Origin of the sequence: Bacillus cereus group sp. MG1 (assembly GCF_040460035.1) — a bacterium.
In the GTDB taxonomy this organism is placed as follows: domain Bacteria; phylum Bacillota; class Bacilli; order Bacillales; family Bacillaceae_G; genus Bacillus_A; species Bacillus_A cereus.
This window is the reverse complement of sequence record NZ_JARVGY010000001.1, coordinates 2,641,144-2,657,617: the sequence shown is the minus strand read 5'-3', so window position 1 is coordinate 2,657,617 and position 16,474 is coordinate 2,641,144. Positions and strand designations below refer to the sequence as shown.

The window sequence follows — 16,474 nt, the reverse complement described above, 5'->3', positions numbered from 1 at the left end:
TTAACTTGAATCCTCCCTATCATGAAGGATTTTCAGTTTATCATGTTAAAATACTCTCATTACCTACTATAATTCAATGTTATTTCGAAGGCGTTTTACATAATTACGACTGACTGGAATCGGTTGCTCATCATACCTATCTAAATACAAATTATACGTGCCATTATAATAAGGTTTCAGTTCTTTTACATATGACATATTAATTAAATAGCTTTTATGTACACGTAAAAAATCATATGCATTTAGCTTATTTTCTAATTCCTGAAGTGTATATGTTGAAATATACTGATTATTCGTTGTGTAAATTGAAACAGTTTTATTTTCTTTATTTTTACTTACATATACAATATCTTCTGGGAGAATATATCGTATACCCTCTTGACTTTCTATCGGTAGTTTTCGCAAATAACTCTTTGCTTTCTCACCTTGTTCTTTACCTATTTTATATAAAAGAAATTGTAAATCTTCTTCACGAAATGGTCGCAATAAATAATAAAATGCTTGGAAACGAAAAGCTGTAATAGATTCTTCTATGTTTTCACCTACAAAAATAAATTTTGTATAGCAATTTATTTCTCGTAATAAACTTGCATATTCAAAACCAGTACCATCTAGTAATTTGGAACTTAAAAAAACAAAGTCTGGTATATGTTTTTTCATCATAAATAAAGATTCTGTTCCTGTCTTTGCTTCAAAACATTCTACATTTCTCATATTTTCAGTGAAATTTTCAGCTAACTCTCTTCTCTCTTCTGCCTCTTCCATGATCAGTAAAATTTTCATTTCTTCAACCACCTAATTCTTTGTCCATATGTCCTGTTGTATACATTCGCTTTTATAAGAAATAATCCCTTTTTCTTACTATACCATTATTTATCTAAAAAAACAGAAAAAAGGAAACCACTTCGGTTTCCTCTCCCCTTTTATCCCGCACTAACTGCCTATAAAGAGCCGAGTAGTGTAGGATAATAAACGGTCAGGGATACGTTCAAATTTTCACTTTATACTAATTCTCGTTGCTTCGTTTCCTGTCCAAGTATTATTACAGCGAATACACCAATTAAAATTGATCCACAGAAAATCGTAAATATTAATGATAGTGAAGCTTCTGAAGCAACTAAATATCCCACTAATAGTGGCCCAAGAATACCACCAATACGACCAAATGCTGCTGCCATTCCTGCACCTGTACCACGAATAACCGTTGGATACTGCTCAGGTGTATAGGCGTATAATGCTCCCCAAGCACCTAAGTTAAAGAAGGATAGTAACATACCTGCCACGATTAATACTGTTAATGAATCCGCAACCCCAAACAAATAAGCACTGCAAGCTGTCCCAATTAAATACGTAACCAAAACAAATTTACGACCGAGACGTTCAATAAACCAAGCAGCGGTGAAATATCCTGGAAGTTGAGCTAATGTCATAATAAGTACGTATTGGAAACTTTTTATTAAACTAAATCCTTTTAGCACCATTACACTCGGTAACCAAAGGAACATTCCATAATAGGAAAAGACAACACAAAACCATAGAATCCATAGCATAATTGTTGCTTTACGATATTCCCCAGACCAAACTGATTTTATATTTTCAATAACAGATGGCCTTTTTTCAACTTTTTGGAACCTTGGGGAATCCGGTAAATTCCATCTTAAATATAAAGCATATAATGCTGGAACTGCACTCAATACCATCGCAACTTCCCAACCATATTTAGGAATAACAAAATACGAGATAAGAGCTGCAATTAGCCATCCACCTGCCCAAAAACTTTCTAATAACACAACAATTTTCCCACGTTCATGCGCTTCAACACTCTCTGATACTAGTGTAGAGGCAACCGGAAGCTCTCCGCCAAGCCCCATACCAATTAAAAAGCGTAAAACGAGAAACATCGCAAGTGTTGTTGTTAATGCAGTTAAACCACTACCGATAGAAAATAATAATAATGTAATAATAAAGACTGATTTTCGCCCTATTTTATCTGATAGTATCCCAAAAATAAGCGCTCCTACTGCCATACCGATTGAGTTAATACTGCCTATCCAGCCCATTTCTTGCGTACTTAATCCCCAATCCTTTTGCAAGGCTACCATTACAAATGAAAGCATTCCAACATCCATTGCATCAAATAGCCATCCAAGCCCAGCTATACCTAGTAGTTTGCGCTTCGAAATTTCTTTAACCTTGCCCACTAGAAGTCCTCCTCACACAGGTGTCTTTACACATCATTTTACATGTGTGAATTGTATAAGTAAAATACTTTTGTGTAAAAAATTCTCCTTCATCATTCCCAAAAAGTAAAACGTCTATCCCGATTGGTGAGAGCTAATAATCTGTGGGGATGCCTCACTGATTAAAGTTTCAATTTATTAAAAATGAACAAATAAAAAAAGCAGCGATATTTCGCTACTTTTTCGAACGCACTACTTCTTTTAAAAATTCCGCTAATACTAACTGACGACGCCAGCGTGTTGGATTACTGCATAATCTATAAAACCACTCTAAATGAATTGCTTGAATCCATTTTGGTGCACGTTTTACCTCTCCAGCCCATACGTCTAAACTTCCACCTACTCCAACAGCCATTTTCGTTTCTAAACGCTGCTTATTGTTTTGTATAAAGTTCTCTTGTCTCGGGAAACCAAGTGCAACAAGTAATAAATCTGGTTTTGCTTCTTGAATGCGAGAAATAATATTCTCTTCGTCTTCTTGTTTAAAATAACCATCTTGTATACCGGCGATGGATACAGCTGAATATGTCTTTGTTAAATGATCTGCTGCAGCTTGTACAACATGCGGCTTTGCACCTAATAAGAAAACAGATACCGGCTTACTATCTTCTGATAACTTCGCAAGTAAATTACACATTAAATCAAAACCTGCTACACGTTCTTTTAAAGGTGTACCAAGCATCCCGCTTGCCTTTACAACCCCAATACCATCAGGTGTAATTAAATCTGTATTCAATAATGTTTGATAGAACTTTTCATCCTTTTTTGCGCACATAACAATTTCAGGGTTTGCTGTTACTACCTGAAACGTATGAGTTCGCTCCGCTTCTAGTTGTTCTTTTAAATATTGGACCGTTTCATCCATTGTCATTGTAGAAAAAGGAACGCCTAGAATATCAACTGTTTGTACTGCCATAGTTAACTATCCTCTCTATCATTACAAGTTTTTCGCTATTAATTGCTTATATGTTTCCTTTGTATCTTCATATAGTTTTTGAAGTGAGAAGTTCATAGTAGCATGCTCATAAATATGTTTACCCATTGCTGCTAACTCTCCAGTTTTCCACTTATCATACGCTTCTTCTAAAGCTAATGCTAATGCCTTTCCATCACCTGTTGGCACAATCCATCCGTAAGTTTCATCTACGATTAATGGTTCAATTTCTCCAGCCCTAGTCACAATTGATGGTACGCGTTGATTTGCCGCTTCTAATAAAACTAGTGGGAACCCTTCACTATGGGAAGTTAATAAATTTACATGTGACGACGCAAATAATTGTTTTACATCTTGACGATGTCCTAAAAACTCTACTTTATCGTTAATCCCTTTTTCAGTAGCTAATGACTTTAGATTTTCTTCTAATGGGCCATCGCCAACTAATAATACTTTAATTTTCTCTAATTTTGTTTGTTGTAACGCATCGAATAAAACTTCATGTCCTTTGACAGGATGTAATCGTGCTACTTGGATTGCCGTAAATACATCTTCATCAATATTGAACATTTCTTTTTTATTATAGCCTTCTGCTTTTTCCTTATCGTATTCAATTCCATTATAAATAACATGCATCTTTTCATTTGAAATACCTAATGCTGCCAGGCTTTTTTTCAATCTATTTGTTACAACGAAAAATAAGTCTATATTTTTTAAGGCTTTCAAATTTAATTTCGTAAAAATCCAACCTTTTAAGCCCTGTTTAGTAAAGTCTTGAAATGGATCACTATGAATAGTCGTTACCCATTTTGCCTTTATTCTCTTTTTCATTAAAGAAACATAGAAATTAGCCCTAGGGCCATGTGTATGAACTACATCAAATTTTTCTTTATTAATAAATTCACTTATATTCTTTAAAATGGATAAATCATAGCGCGATTTTTGTGAAAACACATGGACTTTTATCCCTAACTCCCTTGCTTCCTTCGCAACAATTCCATCTTCAAATACTGCTAATTCTACTTCACCAGTTGGAAACTGATCGAGAAGTGAAATAATATGTGTTTTCCCTCCCCCATCTTCTGCTCCTGCATTCATATGCAATATTTTCATATTTTTTCCTCCTTTAAATCCTCGCTACGTTTCCATCTATTTTTATTTTACTGTACTAAAAAATAAAAGCTAACAAAAGTTAGCTTTTATTTTTATCATTCAATTTCTAGGTCTACTATTAGATAAGCTAACACCACTACAAAGTAAATCCCAACTCCTGGTGCTGTTAAAATATGTCCTGCAATATAAGCAATACCTAACGCTAACAATAAGCTTGCTGAAATCATTCCATATTTTATATTAAATATGTCCTTAAATCTCGTAGCAAATGCTAGTAGAATTCTTAGCCCGTAATAAATAAATGGAATCATTAGTAATACAAAGCCAATAATCCCGAAATCATAAAACCAATCATGGAAGTCCATTTCAATTAGTTTTGGATCTGGCTGCTTTTGTTCATTGTATTTAAAGTTACCTGCATAACCCATTCCTAATAACTTTTGTGACATTGGCGCTTCTTTAAAGAACTGCTTATGTCTTTCTTCATATACTTGACGTCCACTGAAAATAAGATTTTCTTGATTTTCTTTCTTTTGCTCTTTCTCAAGCTCTTTCTTAACTTCCTCTTCTATCTTCGCCTTTTCTTCTGGCTTTTCAACTTTATGATGATTTTCTTCTTTTGCTTTAAGTTCTTGCTCTTTTTTCAGCTTCTCTTTAATTTCTTTTTCTTTTTGACCTTGCTGTGCCACATTTTGCTCTGATAAATAATTATTGTGAATACCCATATTTTGTGCTAATGGCGTTTGTTTAAACGTTCCGACTACACCAGCTAATAGGACAATAGCAATTACTGCATTAAGTGCAAGGGATTTTTTGTTCGGATTTTTTCTATCAAATAATAATTGTAGTAAAATAATCCCGATTGCTGCCGCTAGCGTAGCACCAATTGAGCCCATTCCTACTTTTGTACCAACTTGAATTAGCGAATAAATCATTAAAAGTGATGGAATCCAATATAGAATGTGTTTCCAGCTCTTTGTTTTTTGGATAGAATATAGTACTACAATAGGGAAAATAATAGCTAAGATTGAACCTAGTTCATTCCCTGCATAGAACCAACCTCGAGAACCAACCTTCATCCATTCATAACTACCAAAGTCAGTAGATGTTGAAATAGAAATAACCATAATTGCGTTAATGATTAATGTAGAATATACAATACTATTTCGAACCTTATCACTAATATTAACTGTCTTTTTCAATGATTTTAAAGCTAAAATGTATGATCCCAGCATGATATATATATATAATGCTTTCGCAACGAATTTAACCTCTTCACTAAGTACAATAGGATCCTTAACTAGTTTGTTATTAATAAATCCTATACCTAAAACTCCGGCTAACAATATAAGATAAATTAAAAACTTTCTATTTTCCTTCTCTTTTGCCTGAATTAAAATGTAAATACCACCAACAGCCATAATAAGGAATCTTACTAAAATTCCAACGGTAGCATTTGACTTTAATAAAGTGATGCTAAGAGACGTTAATAAATCTAAAACAGGCTGTAAAATAATAAAAAAGAGCAAAAAATGCTCAAATCTAACCCTAGCTTGATTTGCTAACATTCCAAGACCTCCATACAAAATCTTAACATTATCTTTTAATCATAATTTTTTATCATTCAAACACACCTAGCAATTATAACATAACTCATATTCAAATCGAGAACTATTTTTCCAGCTAAAACTAGCCAGGACAAGTATTAATCAGTAATAGAAATTATCGTCCTTTAGCTATACTCCCCTATTTTTATAAAATCTATCTAACAACCATCCCCTTATTTTTGTCAGTATATAAATATTTTTTTATCATTTTATACAAATATAAATAACCTACCTATAATTGTAATGTTTTACCAAATAAACAACATCAAAAAATGTAAAATTAATCTTTTCATATCTTTTTCAAATTACTTTATGGCTATTTTCCAAACATTTTCAAACGCTTTCTTTATGAATTTTATCCGTTTTTCTACATGTAGCGAAAAGTAATTGTTATTTCCAATACTTTAGTGTATATTTTTTCTCTGGAACATCTTTAAGAGGAAGGGATTAAGGCCATGTTATTAATCGATATATTTACGTTTCTTGGCATTATCGCCGCTGCCATTTCTGGTACATTAGTTGGTTTAAAAAAAGATTTAGATTTATTTGGTGTCCTTTGTTTAGCTGTAGCTACTGCGCTCGGCGGCGGTATTATTCGTGATATCATGATTGGTAACCTGCCCCCTGTCGCATTTGTAAAACCCATTTACTTTTTCGTAAGTGTATTATCAGCATTATTTACTTGCATGTTTTTTGAGCGCATCAATAAACTTCAAGTCGTTATTATGCTTTCTGATGCTGTTGGCTTAGGTGTTTTTACAGCTATTGGTGCAAATGCGGCAATGTCACATCATGTTGACGCCTCATTTCTAGTTGTTTCAATGGGAGTCATTACAGGTATTGGAGGCGGTATTTTGCGTGACATTTGTGCTCAAGATATCCCTTACGTATTCCGAAAAGAGATTTACGCAATCGCTTCTATCTTAGGAGCAATTAGCTTCCTAATCACACACGCTATGGGGGCGCACGTGTTAGCTTTCTATGTTTGTTTATTAGTAACATTCATTATTCGTGTCGTCACTGTAATATATAATGTTCATTTCCCTGTTTTCTTTAAAACACATGCTAAAATTAATAAAGGCCATTAAGAGAATTCTAGATAGAATTCTCTTAATTTATATACTATTCAACGAACTAATATAGAGTAATTATATATAAGCATATATAATTACTCTATATTAGTTTTAAAATTGAAAACGTTTTATATACAGGGGGAAGAATGATGCTTGGGGTTTTCAAAAAAAATATTAATAAAACAAATGCCAGTATAATCGAATTAAGTAAGGACCAACAAATAACTTTTAATGTCCCTACTAATTCTGAATTAAAAATTCAAATGGATATGCTACATATTTCAAAAGAAGATTTACAAGTTGTAAAAGTACTACAGCCTTTTATTTATGCAGAAATTGATTGGATTACTGAAAAATTCTATGCCAACATTACAAAACAACCTAATTTAATTACTATTATTGAACGTTACAGCTCTATTCCAAAACTAAAACAAACTTTAAAAACACATATTAAAGAATTATTCAGCGGCAATATGCATGAAGATTTTATTGAACAGCGTGTTAGGATTGCCAAAAGGCATGTACAAATTGGTTTACATCGAAAATGGTATACTGCTGCTTATCAAGAATTGTTCCGCTCTATCATGAAGATTTTGCAAACAAAAATAACAACAATCGATGATTTTTCCTATTCTATAAATGTTATAAATAAATTATTTACTCTTGAACAAGAACTTGTTCTTGCAGCTTATGAATCTGAATATGAAAGAATGCAAAAAGAGCATGAGAAAGAAAAAGAACTAACTGCTATGACAATTACGCATATCGCAACAGAACTAGCTGCTGTATCTGAAAAAACAAGCTCTTCTATTCAAAAACTAACCGCCAAATCTGAAACTATTGTAGAGATTGCTAAAACAGGTACATCATTAGCTACAACATCTGAAGAAAAAGCCAATAAAGGGAAAGAACAATTAAACCAGCAAAACAAACGAATGGGATCTATTCAAATGAATATGGAAACGATTATTACAGATACTCATGAACTCCTTAATATTTCTAACAAAATTAATGAAATCATAGATATTGTTAAATCGATTGCGGAGCAAACCAATTTACTCGCACTAAATGCAGCTATCGAGTCTGCACGTGCTGGAGAATTTGGGAAGGGGTTTTCTGTTGTTGCTGGTGAAATTCGAAAATTATCAGAGCAAACGAAAGAATCTATATTTAACGTTACAAAGCTCGTTGAAAAAACAAATGAACAAATTACCCGTGTCTCGTCTTCCGTGAAACAAATTAGCTCTCTCGTATCGGAAGGAACGGATAGTATGTCAGCAACAGATCGATACTTCCAAGAAATTGTAAAAGATATGTCTAACTCAAAAGAACAGAATAAGAAAATTGAACACGAGCTACAAGCTATTTCACAAGTAATGAAAGGAATTCAAGATGATTCCTCACAAATGGCTCTAACAGCCGATAATTTACAACTAGAACTAAATCGATAAGATAAAGTGAAACTTTAATCAACGGAGGTTTTGTTCATCCCCCGTTGATTATCAGCCCTCACCAATCGGGCTTTTACGGGCAGCCCGCCCCCCACCTAACTTCTTTGCTTTCGCTGATTTTGAGGTGGGGGTCTTACTGCCTGGAAAATAGCGGGATCAAATTCAAGTCAGGCATACTTTTCATCTGCACTGACTACTAAATTTCATCTTCCATCAAAAAAAGAATCCAGAATGGATTCTTTTTATTTTCTGAAAAATATTTTTTGACAATACACATAACTCATATAAACACCAAAGCTCTGCAAAATGAACAATGACGGCATAATTACATTGTAATATGCCATATCTACTTGAAAGAGCTTTAACAATACGTAGCCACTAATTAAAAATAAGAACAACATATATCCCTCATTTTGTTGTTTCTTAATAAGGAAGTGTAATAGAGCTATAGTCATAAACAATGTTACGGCTATATATATCAGTTTTTCACATTTGAAAAGAATAGAATTTACCCCTTCATCTGAAAACTGATTTATCATCGGCTCTAAAAGTTTAAATCTTTCTCCCTCAATCTCTTTTAACTTTTGATCAATATGCTCTGTTACACTTTGATTTTTCGATATTTTTTCTTCATGTTGCGTCTTTCCAATTAAAACAGATTGAACATACGTCTCATTTGAAATCGTATATTGTGACAATCCCATTGCCTTAATTCCATAATTCACACTAAAATGGGCACTATAAAATAGAATAAGTATCCCTATCATTTTTAGTAACACCTTTTGTTTCGTTGCTGATTGAAATACTTCGATTAATAATACATATACCGTAATAAAAATAGGAAGAAATAATCCCATTGGGAAAACCATATTACTAAATGCAAATAAAATCGCTGAAAACACCCACATATAAGGATGATCTAATCCTTTATATAAAAGTATGTAACAAGCAAAATAAAATAAAAATATTGCAAGTGATTCAGGAGTTAATACGGAACTCATGAATATATTTGGAATATACAGAGCATAAAAGATAGAAGCAATACGACCGCATTCTTCTCCAAAAACCATTCCCGCAATACGATAAATAAATAATGCTGTTCCTGTGCAAAATAGCACATTAAATAGTTGTAAAGCGAATAATGAATCACCAAATATACGAATAATTACCGACTCATATATAATAAAAGGCAAATGGGTTACAGTCCCTATATTATTACCAATTGCAATCTGCTTTGCAGACTCATACATCACTTTCATATCACCAATTATTGGAGCATCTACAAATAACAGCATACTAACCCTCACAACTATAGATATACTTATAAGAAAAATAAGAAATTGTTTATCTGTAAAACGATATTGTAGAATTGATGCCACTAACAAAATAAGTATGACGAAAATTGCTAATATGATTGTTACACTTGTTGTACTTCCTCCAAAAAATTGCTTACTTGTCTCAAATGCTGCCCAACAACTATAAACAAAAAATGCGAGCATCGCACCGATTGTAATTTTATTGAAGAAAGATGAAAAATTTGTTTGTATATGATTCATATGTCCATTGCACCTCTATTTCCATTCATAACAAAACGATTCTATCATGAATGGGGACACGGCTGATAGGGAATTTCTATGACAAATACATAGTCATTACTTTTTACTTGCAATGTAAGCGAATCCTCTTTTACACTACATTTTAGATAAAATAAATTTTCTTTCAGTTACATGAATACAAATACAGAAGTTTAAATAATCCTCTTTTGGAATACACTTTACTTCATTAAATATCTAATATGAGTAATCTGCTTACACATATTATTCTGATTGAAAACAGACTATAGGGGCTGAATATATGGAAAAGAAATTCATGCGAGAATCTAAAGCAATTAAGACAACACGTGTTTTTCCTAACGATTTAAATAATCACCAAACACTTTTTGGAGGGAAATTATTAGCAGAAATTGATAGTATTGCTTCAATTGCGGCTGCAAGACATAGTCGTAAACATTGCGTAACAGCATCTATTGATTCAGTTGATTTTTTAACTCCAATTCACCAAGCTGATTCTGTTTGTTATGAAGCATTTGTATGTTATACAGGGAAATCTTCAATGGAAGTTTTCGTAAAAGTAATCGCAGAAAACTTATTAGCAGGCGAGCGTAGAATTGCTGCTACTTGCTTCATTACATTTGTGGCAATAAAAGATGGAAAACCTTCATCCGTACCACAAGTACTTCCTGAAACTGAAGAAGAACATTGGTTACACACAACCGGTTTAGAACGCGCGGAAAACCGAAAAAAGGGACGTTTAAAAAGTAAAGAGATGGCTGAAGTTTTAACTTTAAGTAAGCCATGGAATATATAATACGATACTCTCACTTCATACATGCACAGGTTTATTTCATCCTTGCATGTATTTTTTATTGTAAAAAATTCCACCTCTTATCTTTTATTTACTGTTTGTCTCCTAAAATAATCCACCAGTTTTTCCTTTATTTTGCTATACTATTAATGGTATATTAGATAAGGTTCGTTTAAAAATAACTATAATATAATTAAGTATATAAGGGATGGTGCGATAATGTCTATTGAGGTACCAATTTCAATACCAAAAACGTTAATTATTATTCCTGCGTATAACGAGGAAGAAGCAATTGCAGATACATTAACAAGATTATTAAAACTAAAACAGTATTTTACAGAATTAAGCATTTGCGTTATTAATGATGGATCACATGATAAAACAGCTCAAATCGTAAATGATTTTCCTGTTCACCTTGTGAACTTACCATATAACCTAGGTATTGGCTCAGCTGTACAAACTGGTTATAAATACGCTTATGAGAATGGATATGATATTGCGATTCAGTTCGATGCTGATGGGCAACATAATCCTGATGATTTGTACAAAATTATAAAACCTATTGCTGAAGACCAATGCGATATGGTGCTAGGTTCACGTTTTACAGAGAAAACAGCCTATAAAGGTAGTATTTCTAGAAGAATTGGTATTTTTTATTTTACTGCTCTACTGAAAGTACTAACAAAACAAACCTTTATGGATCCAACTTCTGGGTATCGTGCTATCAATAGAGAAGTAATTAAGATTTTTGCACATAATTATCCAAAAGATTATCCAGAACCAGAAGTCCTTATTCATTTAAAAAAGAAAAAATTACGCATTAATGAAATATCCGTAAATATGCAAGAGCGTCAAGGGGGACAATCTTCTATCACACCTCTTAAATCTGCATATTACATGATTAAAGTAAGCCTTGCTATATTGATGCAAAAAATTGTGAAAGGTTGATAATAAATGCCTATAATTACCTTTTCATTTATCTTCATTCTATTATTATTTTTATTAATTATTAATTCCATTCGTCGTGGAGCTTTAGAAACTAAATATGCTATTTTATGGATTTTTGTTTGTGTTGCAATGGCTATTTTAAGTTCTACTGAAAAAATTATAAATTGGATTGGCCAACTATTACACGTAGAATATCCTCCATCTGTTTTATTCTTATTTGGACTATTATTCTGTTTCATATTAATTTTTGACTTAACAAGAAAAATTTCTAAATTACATCATCAACTTGTAACGTTAACGCAAGATTATGCGTTATTAAAACAAAAATTAAAAGTAACGCAACCTGAAACCGATAAAGAATAGTTTTCCATTTAAATATGAACATATACAAAAAAACATCTTAATTTTTTAAAAAAATTAAGATGTTTTTTATTGCAAACTATTTTTTTCTAATTAATAATTTACTAATTTTCATAACAGTTGCCACGGTCCCAACTCCAATTATAATAAATAAGAATGGTATTAACGGTAATGCATATCGTTCATATGCAACATAAAAACATGTTAAAGCTGTTTGCAATAAAAGGATTGACCATAAAAATGTAGTCTCTCTCCACCTTTTTAAAAGGAAAATAAATGAAAGTACTGTACATATTAAAAACGTCGTCTTAATAAAATTATATATTTCATTCATATCCTTTGCAGAAACATTGAATACTTCAATATTATGCTCTATAGAATAATACGGTTTTTTCCAAAGAATTTCTGGCTTCAAAACTAAATAACTCTCTATCATAGATTCCTTATCAGTTTTCCACCATTCCTTCATTTTATCAATCGCTATTTTTTCTTCTAATTCCATAAATTCATGTGCTTCAAGATTAGGGTATTTTGCATGTAACTCTATTTCAAGTTCCCCCATATCCTTACCTTCTGGGTAACCTTTCCCTTGATACGTTCCAAGTAATAACGGATTCCCTGCCCCAGCAGTTAGTGGGATAAATTTATCAAATTGAATGTAATTGCGAGCCCACCATGGTCCAAGTACGATAAGTCCTATTCCTATGCTTATAATCGCTTGCTTCATCATAATACGGAATGGGTAGCGTTTCATTAAAAGATACCCAAATAGTAAGATTGGATATAAGGCAATTTGTACACGGAGGTACAGTGCTAAAAAGTAGAAAATTAATACAATCAGAAGATGTTTCGTTTTATGAGTATCAGCTAATTTTAAACTCCAATATACTAATCCTAATGAAAGGAATAGAAACGGTCCTTCTGTTAAAGTTAAATTTTCCATAACAATCTCTGGAGGATACACAGCTAATAAGAAAGCACCTATTAATCCTGCAGCAGAATTCAATAAATAAGTACCAATCTTATAAGTTAGCAAAATACTAAGTACCCCTAATAGGATAATAATTAATTTTGCTACAAAAAGACCTTCACTGCCATTTCCAAAAAAATAAAATACAACAGCTAATAAAGCTGGAAAACCCGGCATAATATGAATCGTTGGTTTATCTGGTTCATGATATGTTAACATCCCTGTTTCCAATAAAATATTTGCCGTTTTTTGATAACCTATATCATCGCTAGCTATAGATAGATCTGCACCATGTGTTTGTAAAGTTGCAAAACGAAGTGCAAAACCGACTATCATAATAATCCCTAAAAGGATTATATTAGATTTGCGAGTAAATCGCCCTAACATCTCATCTTCTCCCTTCAGATACATAATTTTCAAAATATATTTCTATATTTTTACAACACAATACGTTCTATAATAAATACTTTTTATACAAAGTACAACAATAGAAAGTTGATTTACAAAGTTTATATGCGTTAAACTTATACAGATGTTCTTGTAATCTTCTTCCTTCCAAAAGGCTTGTATATATGATGCAAGACATAAAAAACTTGAGGAGATAAAAATTCTATGATGGAACAAAAGCAACTTGTTTCTGTTGTCATACCCCTGTATAACACGGAAAAATATATTGAAGAAACGATGCAGTCAATACTAGATCAAACATATAAAAACATTGAAATTGTAATTGTAGATGATGGAAGTAAAGATCAATCACCTTCTATTGTGAAAAACCTTGCTGAAAAATACCCAGGGCAAGTAAAATACGTTCATCAAAAAAACCAAGGTGTTTCGGTAGCCCGTAATACAGGTATCGAAAATGCTAGCGGAGAATATATCGCTTTCCTTGATAGTGACGACTTATGGCATCCAACTAAAATTGAGAAACAAATCGAGAGTATGCATAAAAACAACATGGACGCGTGCTATTGTGGTTATATGAATTTCTACGAAGAAACAGGCGAGAAGGTTGAACATACAACAAACTTTATTAAAGGTGATATGGCAAAAGCATTCCTAACACATCAAGTTGTTGCTCAAACAAGTACTTGGATTTTCAAACGATCCATCGTAATGGATCATAACATTCGTTTTACACCAGGATGTAGTTGGGGAGAAGATTTAGAGTTTTTATTTAAACTTATGAGTTTGACAAATGTATGTTATGTCGATGAATACTTAACTTATTATAGAATCTTATCAGAAGGAAATCTTTCTTCTAAGTATAAAGATTATGAATTAAAAACAACAAAAGAGCTAGAAGTATTCAATCGTATGAAAGATTGGGTACATAATAAATCTCAAGACTTCATTACGAAAGACCCTCAGTCACTGATTGAGATTCTTGAGACTTATTTATTCCCTTATACAGTCATCAATAACGCTTGTATATATATTAAAGAAAACTCTCGATTAGATAAATCACAAGTTCAATTAATCAAAAAAGATATAAGGAAATATTGCCGTAAAATCTATTCAAAGAATGGAAAGCGTAGTAAAAAACTATATGCAATGCTTTGGTTTGTACGAATTAAATTTCTGTTTTCTTAAACTGAAAATATAACGATACTCTCTCTTTCTGTGAACAAATTAAATTTACAAATAGGACAAACTAACCGGGTCCTAAAGAATAGAAAGGTCTTTTCTCATGAAAACAAATAAAATTCTAAAAAACGCATCCTACCTCTTTGTAGGAAACATTACTGTCCGCTTTGTACTGGCTATTGCAACAATTTTCTTTGCAAGATATGTTTCTCCAAGTGATTACGGTATGTTTACAACTGCGTTAGCAGTTTCAGCTGTTATTTGTTACTTTACAGATGCAGGTTTAACACATACGTTTATGCGTGAAGGAACGAGAAGCGATGCTAATATTAGTGTGCTAATAAGTAGTTATTTACGTATTCGTTTAATATTAGCTATCGTAATTTCTGTACTTTTCGCTATTTTTGCCCAGTTCTTCTATCCCGATGCTTACTTACGTGCGATGGTATATTGGGTTGTCCTACCAACAATGTTCGGAGCAACCTTACAAGGTGTTGGTATGGCTTACTTCCAAGTAACAGAACGCATGCAATTTACAGCTATTATTTCTGTACTACAAGGTGTAACAGCTGCTGCTGCCCTATTACTAGGGATGTCTTTCCAATGGTCACTTATGATGGTTGCTGCCATGTACGGGGTATCTAGTCTTGTAACAGGTGTTATCGCCTTTATAATGACAATACGTTACACGAAAGTCCATAAGGGTTGGGATAAAGGCATTTTAGATCAACTACTTATTTTCACGATCAACGGAATCATTATTATGCTCTTACCACAATTGGGCCCTATTATATTAGAAAAGGTTTCAACATATAAGCAAGTTGGATTCTTTGGTGCTGCATCTAAAATACCTGCTGTACTATATCAAATACCTGGAGTAATTGCAGCTGCTTTTTATCCAAGACTTTTTGCTTTTGGTAATGAGAAAAATATTGAAGAACATAGAAAATTATCAAGTTTTGAATTAAAACTTATGTCTTTTTTAGGAATGGGAATTTCTATCCCCTTTATTGCTGATCCAAGTTTCTGGATTGTTAGTTTATTAGGAGAAAAATACGCTCCCGCTGGTGACGCTCTTGCTATTCTAGCGTTTATGGTTATTTTACAATCAATTAACTATCCACTAGCCGATAATTTAACAACGATTGGCCAGCAATGGAAACGTGCAACAACAATGACTATTGGATTAGTTGTTGCCATCATAGGTTATATTGTATTAGGTAGTAAATATGGAATGATGGGGGCAGCTGCCGCAGCCATCATTACCGAAATTACACTATTAATTGGATTTACCCTCTTTATTCGTAAAGGCATGCAATTATTAGTTAAAGGAATTATATTTAATTCCTTAGCCTTTATTATTAGTTACGGTATATACCGAATTGCATTAATCAACTTACCACCATTAGTTGCTTTAACTCTTACTGGTATACTATACGGTATAATCGGAATTGTAATTGATCCTCAAATACGTGGATTCGTTTTAGGATTTATAAAACAAAAGCTTATTCGCAAACATGCTTAAAAGCAAAAAGCTTTTCCTATTTAAAAATGGAAAAGCTTTTTGCTTTTTTATATACCATCATTTTTCTTCAGTAAAAAAATGCTATATATTCCAGCTCAAATTGACTTACTTTCTGAAAATGCCTTATACTAAATTACATGTAAACTATGAACTTCAACGCTTGTAAAAATATATATGCTTCAACAAAAATATATATTTTCTCATGTTAAAACTAAAGAACACACCTTTAAAAATTGGTGTGTTTTTATATGCTACCTAAAAACTAGTTGCTACATGTAACGACTTTCAAAGGAGGATTATCA

14 protein-coding genes and 1 pseudogene are annotated in these 16,474 nt (G+C 32.5%); 8 read left to right on the top strand and 7 right to left on the bottom strand.

Translation table 11 applies throughout. The features are described 5' to 3' along the window. Window positions 1-66: 66 nt before the first annotated feature. The 5 genes from QCI79_RS13825 to QCI79_RS13805 form a co-directional block, all read right to left on the bottom strand. Window positions 67-783, bottom strand: coding sequence for a LytR/AlgR family response regulator transcription factor (locus QCI79_RS13825; RefSeq protein ID WP_000698256.1), 717 nt, complete (start codon window positions 781-783; stop codon window positions 67-69). 218 nt (window positions 784-1,001) lie between these two features. After that, a complete protein-coding gene (locus QCI79_RS13820) occupies window positions 1,002-2,201 on the bottom strand; it encodes an MFS transporter (protein WP_000521077.1) in 1,200 nt (399 codons plus the stop codon). A gap of 214 nt (window positions 2,202-2,415) precedes the next feature. Further along, entirely contained in the window at window positions 2,416-3,156 is a 741-nt protein-coding gene (locus QCI79_RS13815) for a WecB/TagA/CpsF family glycosyltransferase (RefSeq protein WP_000290750.1), read from the bottom strand. Between the two features lie 21 nt (window positions 3,157-3,177). After that, a complete protein-coding gene (locus QCI79_RS13810) occupies window positions 3,178-4,287 on the bottom strand; it encodes a glycosyltransferase family 4 protein (protein ID WP_000697464.1) in 1,110 nt (369 codons plus the stop codon). A gap of 95 nt (window positions 4,288-4,382) precedes the next feature. Beyond that, entirely contained in the window at window positions 4,383-5,855 is a 1,473-nt protein-coding gene (locus tag QCI79_RS13805; protein ID WP_000880749.1) for an O-antigen ligase family protein, read from the bottom strand. A gap of 494 nt (window positions 5,856-6,349) precedes the next feature. On the opposite strand from QCI79_RS13805, the gene QCI79_RS13800 reads away from it, so the two are divergent. The 3 genes and pseudogenes from QCI79_RS13800 (at window position 6,350) to QCI79_RS35010 (ending at window position 8,418) form a co-directional block, all read left to right on the top strand. Next, window positions 6,350-6,982, top strand: a complete 633-nt coding sequence (locus QCI79_RS13800; RefSeq protein WP_000924369.1) for a trimeric intracellular cation channel family protein — start codon at window positions 6,350-6,352, stop codon at window positions 6,980-6,982. A 131-nt stretch (window positions 6,983-7,113) separates the two neighbouring features. Beyond that, window positions 7,114-7,662 (top strand): annotated as a pseudogene (locus tag QCI79_RS35015) (protoglobin family protein); the annotation flags it as partial. A gap of 15 nt (window positions 7,663-7,677) precedes the next feature. Then, entirely contained in the window at window positions 7,678-8,418 is a 741-nt protein-coding gene (locus QCI79_RS35010; protein WP_370512974.1) for a methyl-accepting chemotaxis protein, read from the top strand. Between the two features lie 242 nt (window positions 8,419-8,660). On the opposite strand, the gene QCI79_RS13790 is transcribed toward QCI79_RS35010, so the two are convergent. Next, complete coding sequence (locus QCI79_RS13790) at window positions 8,661-9,974, bottom strand: ArnT family glycosyltransferase (protein ID WP_001015638.1); 1,314 nt, start codon at window positions 9,972-9,974, stop codon at window positions 8,661-8,663. Window positions 9,975-10,272: 298 nt separating this feature from the next. Between QCI79_RS13790 and QCI79_RS13785 the strand changes: the two genes are divergently transcribed. The 3 genes from QCI79_RS13785 (at window position 10,273) to QCI79_RS13775 (ending at window position 12,093) form a co-directional block, all read left to right on the top strand. Then, window positions 10,273-10,785, top strand: coding sequence for an acyl-CoA thioesterase (locus tag QCI79_RS13785; protein ID WP_000412120.1), 513 nt, complete (start codon window positions 10,273-10,275; stop codon window positions 10,783-10,785). A gap of 216 nt (window positions 10,786-11,001) precedes the next feature. After that, window positions 11,002-11,730, top strand: a complete 729-nt coding sequence (locus QCI79_RS13780) for a glycosyltransferase family 2 protein (protein WP_021727851.1) — start codon at window positions 11,002-11,004, stop codon at window positions 11,728-11,730. Between the two features lie 6 nt (window positions 11,731-11,736). Next, window positions 11,737-12,093: a DUF2304 domain-containing protein gene (locus tag QCI79_RS13775; protein WP_001121767.1), complete on the top strand. Its 357-nt coding sequence runs from the start codon at window positions 11,737-11,739 to the stop codon at window positions 12,091-12,093. Between the two features lie 76 nt (window positions 12,094-12,169). On the opposite strand, the gene QCI79_RS13770 is transcribed toward QCI79_RS13775, so the two are convergent. Further along, window positions 12,170-13,447 carry a glycosyltransferase family 39 protein gene (locus tag QCI79_RS13770; RefSeq protein ID WP_000901470.1) on the bottom strand — a complete coding sequence of 426 codons (1,278 nt, stop codon included), beginning with the start codon at window positions 13,445-13,447 and terminating at the stop codon, window positions 12,170-12,172. A 225-nt stretch (window positions 13,448-13,672) separates the two neighbouring features. Here QCI79_RS13770 and QCI79_RS13765 point away from each other — a divergent pair, with 225 nt between their 5' ends. Both QCI79_RS13765 and QCI79_RS13760 read left to right on the top strand, forming a co-directional pair. Continuing rightward, window positions 13,673-14,653 (top strand): glycosyltransferase family 2 protein, encoded by a 981-nt coding sequence (locus QCI79_RS13765; protein WP_000970520.1) that lies wholly within the window; start codon window positions 13,673-13,675, stop codon window positions 14,651-14,653. Between the two features lie 97 nt (window positions 14,654-14,750). Then, on the top strand, window positions 14,751-16,172 hold the full coding sequence (locus QCI79_RS13760; RefSeq protein ID WP_000856129.1) for an oligosaccharide flippase family protein: 1,422 nt from the start codon (window positions 14,751-14,753) through the stop codon (window positions 16,170-16,172). The last annotated feature ends 302 nt before the right edge of the window (window positions 16,173-16,474 follow it).

Coding starts and splice junctions, on each gene's coding strand:
- QCI79_RS13825 (WP_000698256.1), bottom strand. CDS start 783: ATGAAAATTTTACTGATCATGGAAGAGGCAGAAGAGAGAAGAGAGTTA.
- QCI79_RS35010 (WP_370512974.1), top strand. CDS start 7,678: ATGCAAAAAGAGCATGAGAAAGAAAAAGAACTAACTGCTATGACAATT.
- QCI79_RS13760 (WP_000856129.1), top strand. CDS start 14,751: ATGAAAACAAATAAAATTCTAAAAAACGCATCCTACCTCTTTGTAGGA.
- QCI79_RS13780 (WP_021727851.1), top strand. CDS start 11,002: ATGTCTATTGAGGTACCAATTTCAATACCAAAAACGTTAATTATTATT.
- QCI79_RS13785 (WP_000412120.1), top strand. CDS start 10,273: ATGGAAAAGAAATTCATGCGAGAATCTAAAGCAATTAAGACAACACGT.
- QCI79_RS13815 (WP_000290750.1), bottom strand. CDS start 3,156: ATGGCAGTACAAACAGTTGATATTCTAGGCGTTCCTTTTTCTACAATG.
- QCI79_RS13805 (WP_000880749.1), bottom strand. CDS start 5,855: ATGTTAGCAAATCAAGCTAGGGTTAGATTTGAGCATTTTTTGCTCTTT.
- QCI79_RS13800 (WP_000924369.1), top strand. CDS start 6,350: ATGTTATTAATCGATATATTTACGTTTCTTGGCATTATCGCCGCTGCC.
- QCI79_RS13790 (WP_001015638.1), bottom strand. CDS start 9,974: ATGAATCATATACAAACAAATTTTTCATCTTTCTTCAATAAAATTACA.
- QCI79_RS13765 (WP_000970520.1), top strand. CDS start 13,673: ATGATGGAACAAAAGCAACTTGTTTCTGTTGTCATACCCCTGTATAAC.
- QCI79_RS13810 (WP_000697464.1), bottom strand. CDS start 4,287: ATGAAAATATTGCATATGAATGCAGGAGCAGAAGATGGGGGAGGGAAA.
- QCI79_RS13775 (WP_001121767.1), top strand. CDS start 11,737: ATGCCTATAATTACCTTTTCATTTATCTTCATTCTATTATTATTTTTA.
- QCI79_RS13770 (WP_000901470.1), bottom strand. CDS start 13,447: ATGTTAGGGCGATTTACTCGCAAATCTAATATAATCCTTTTAGGGATT.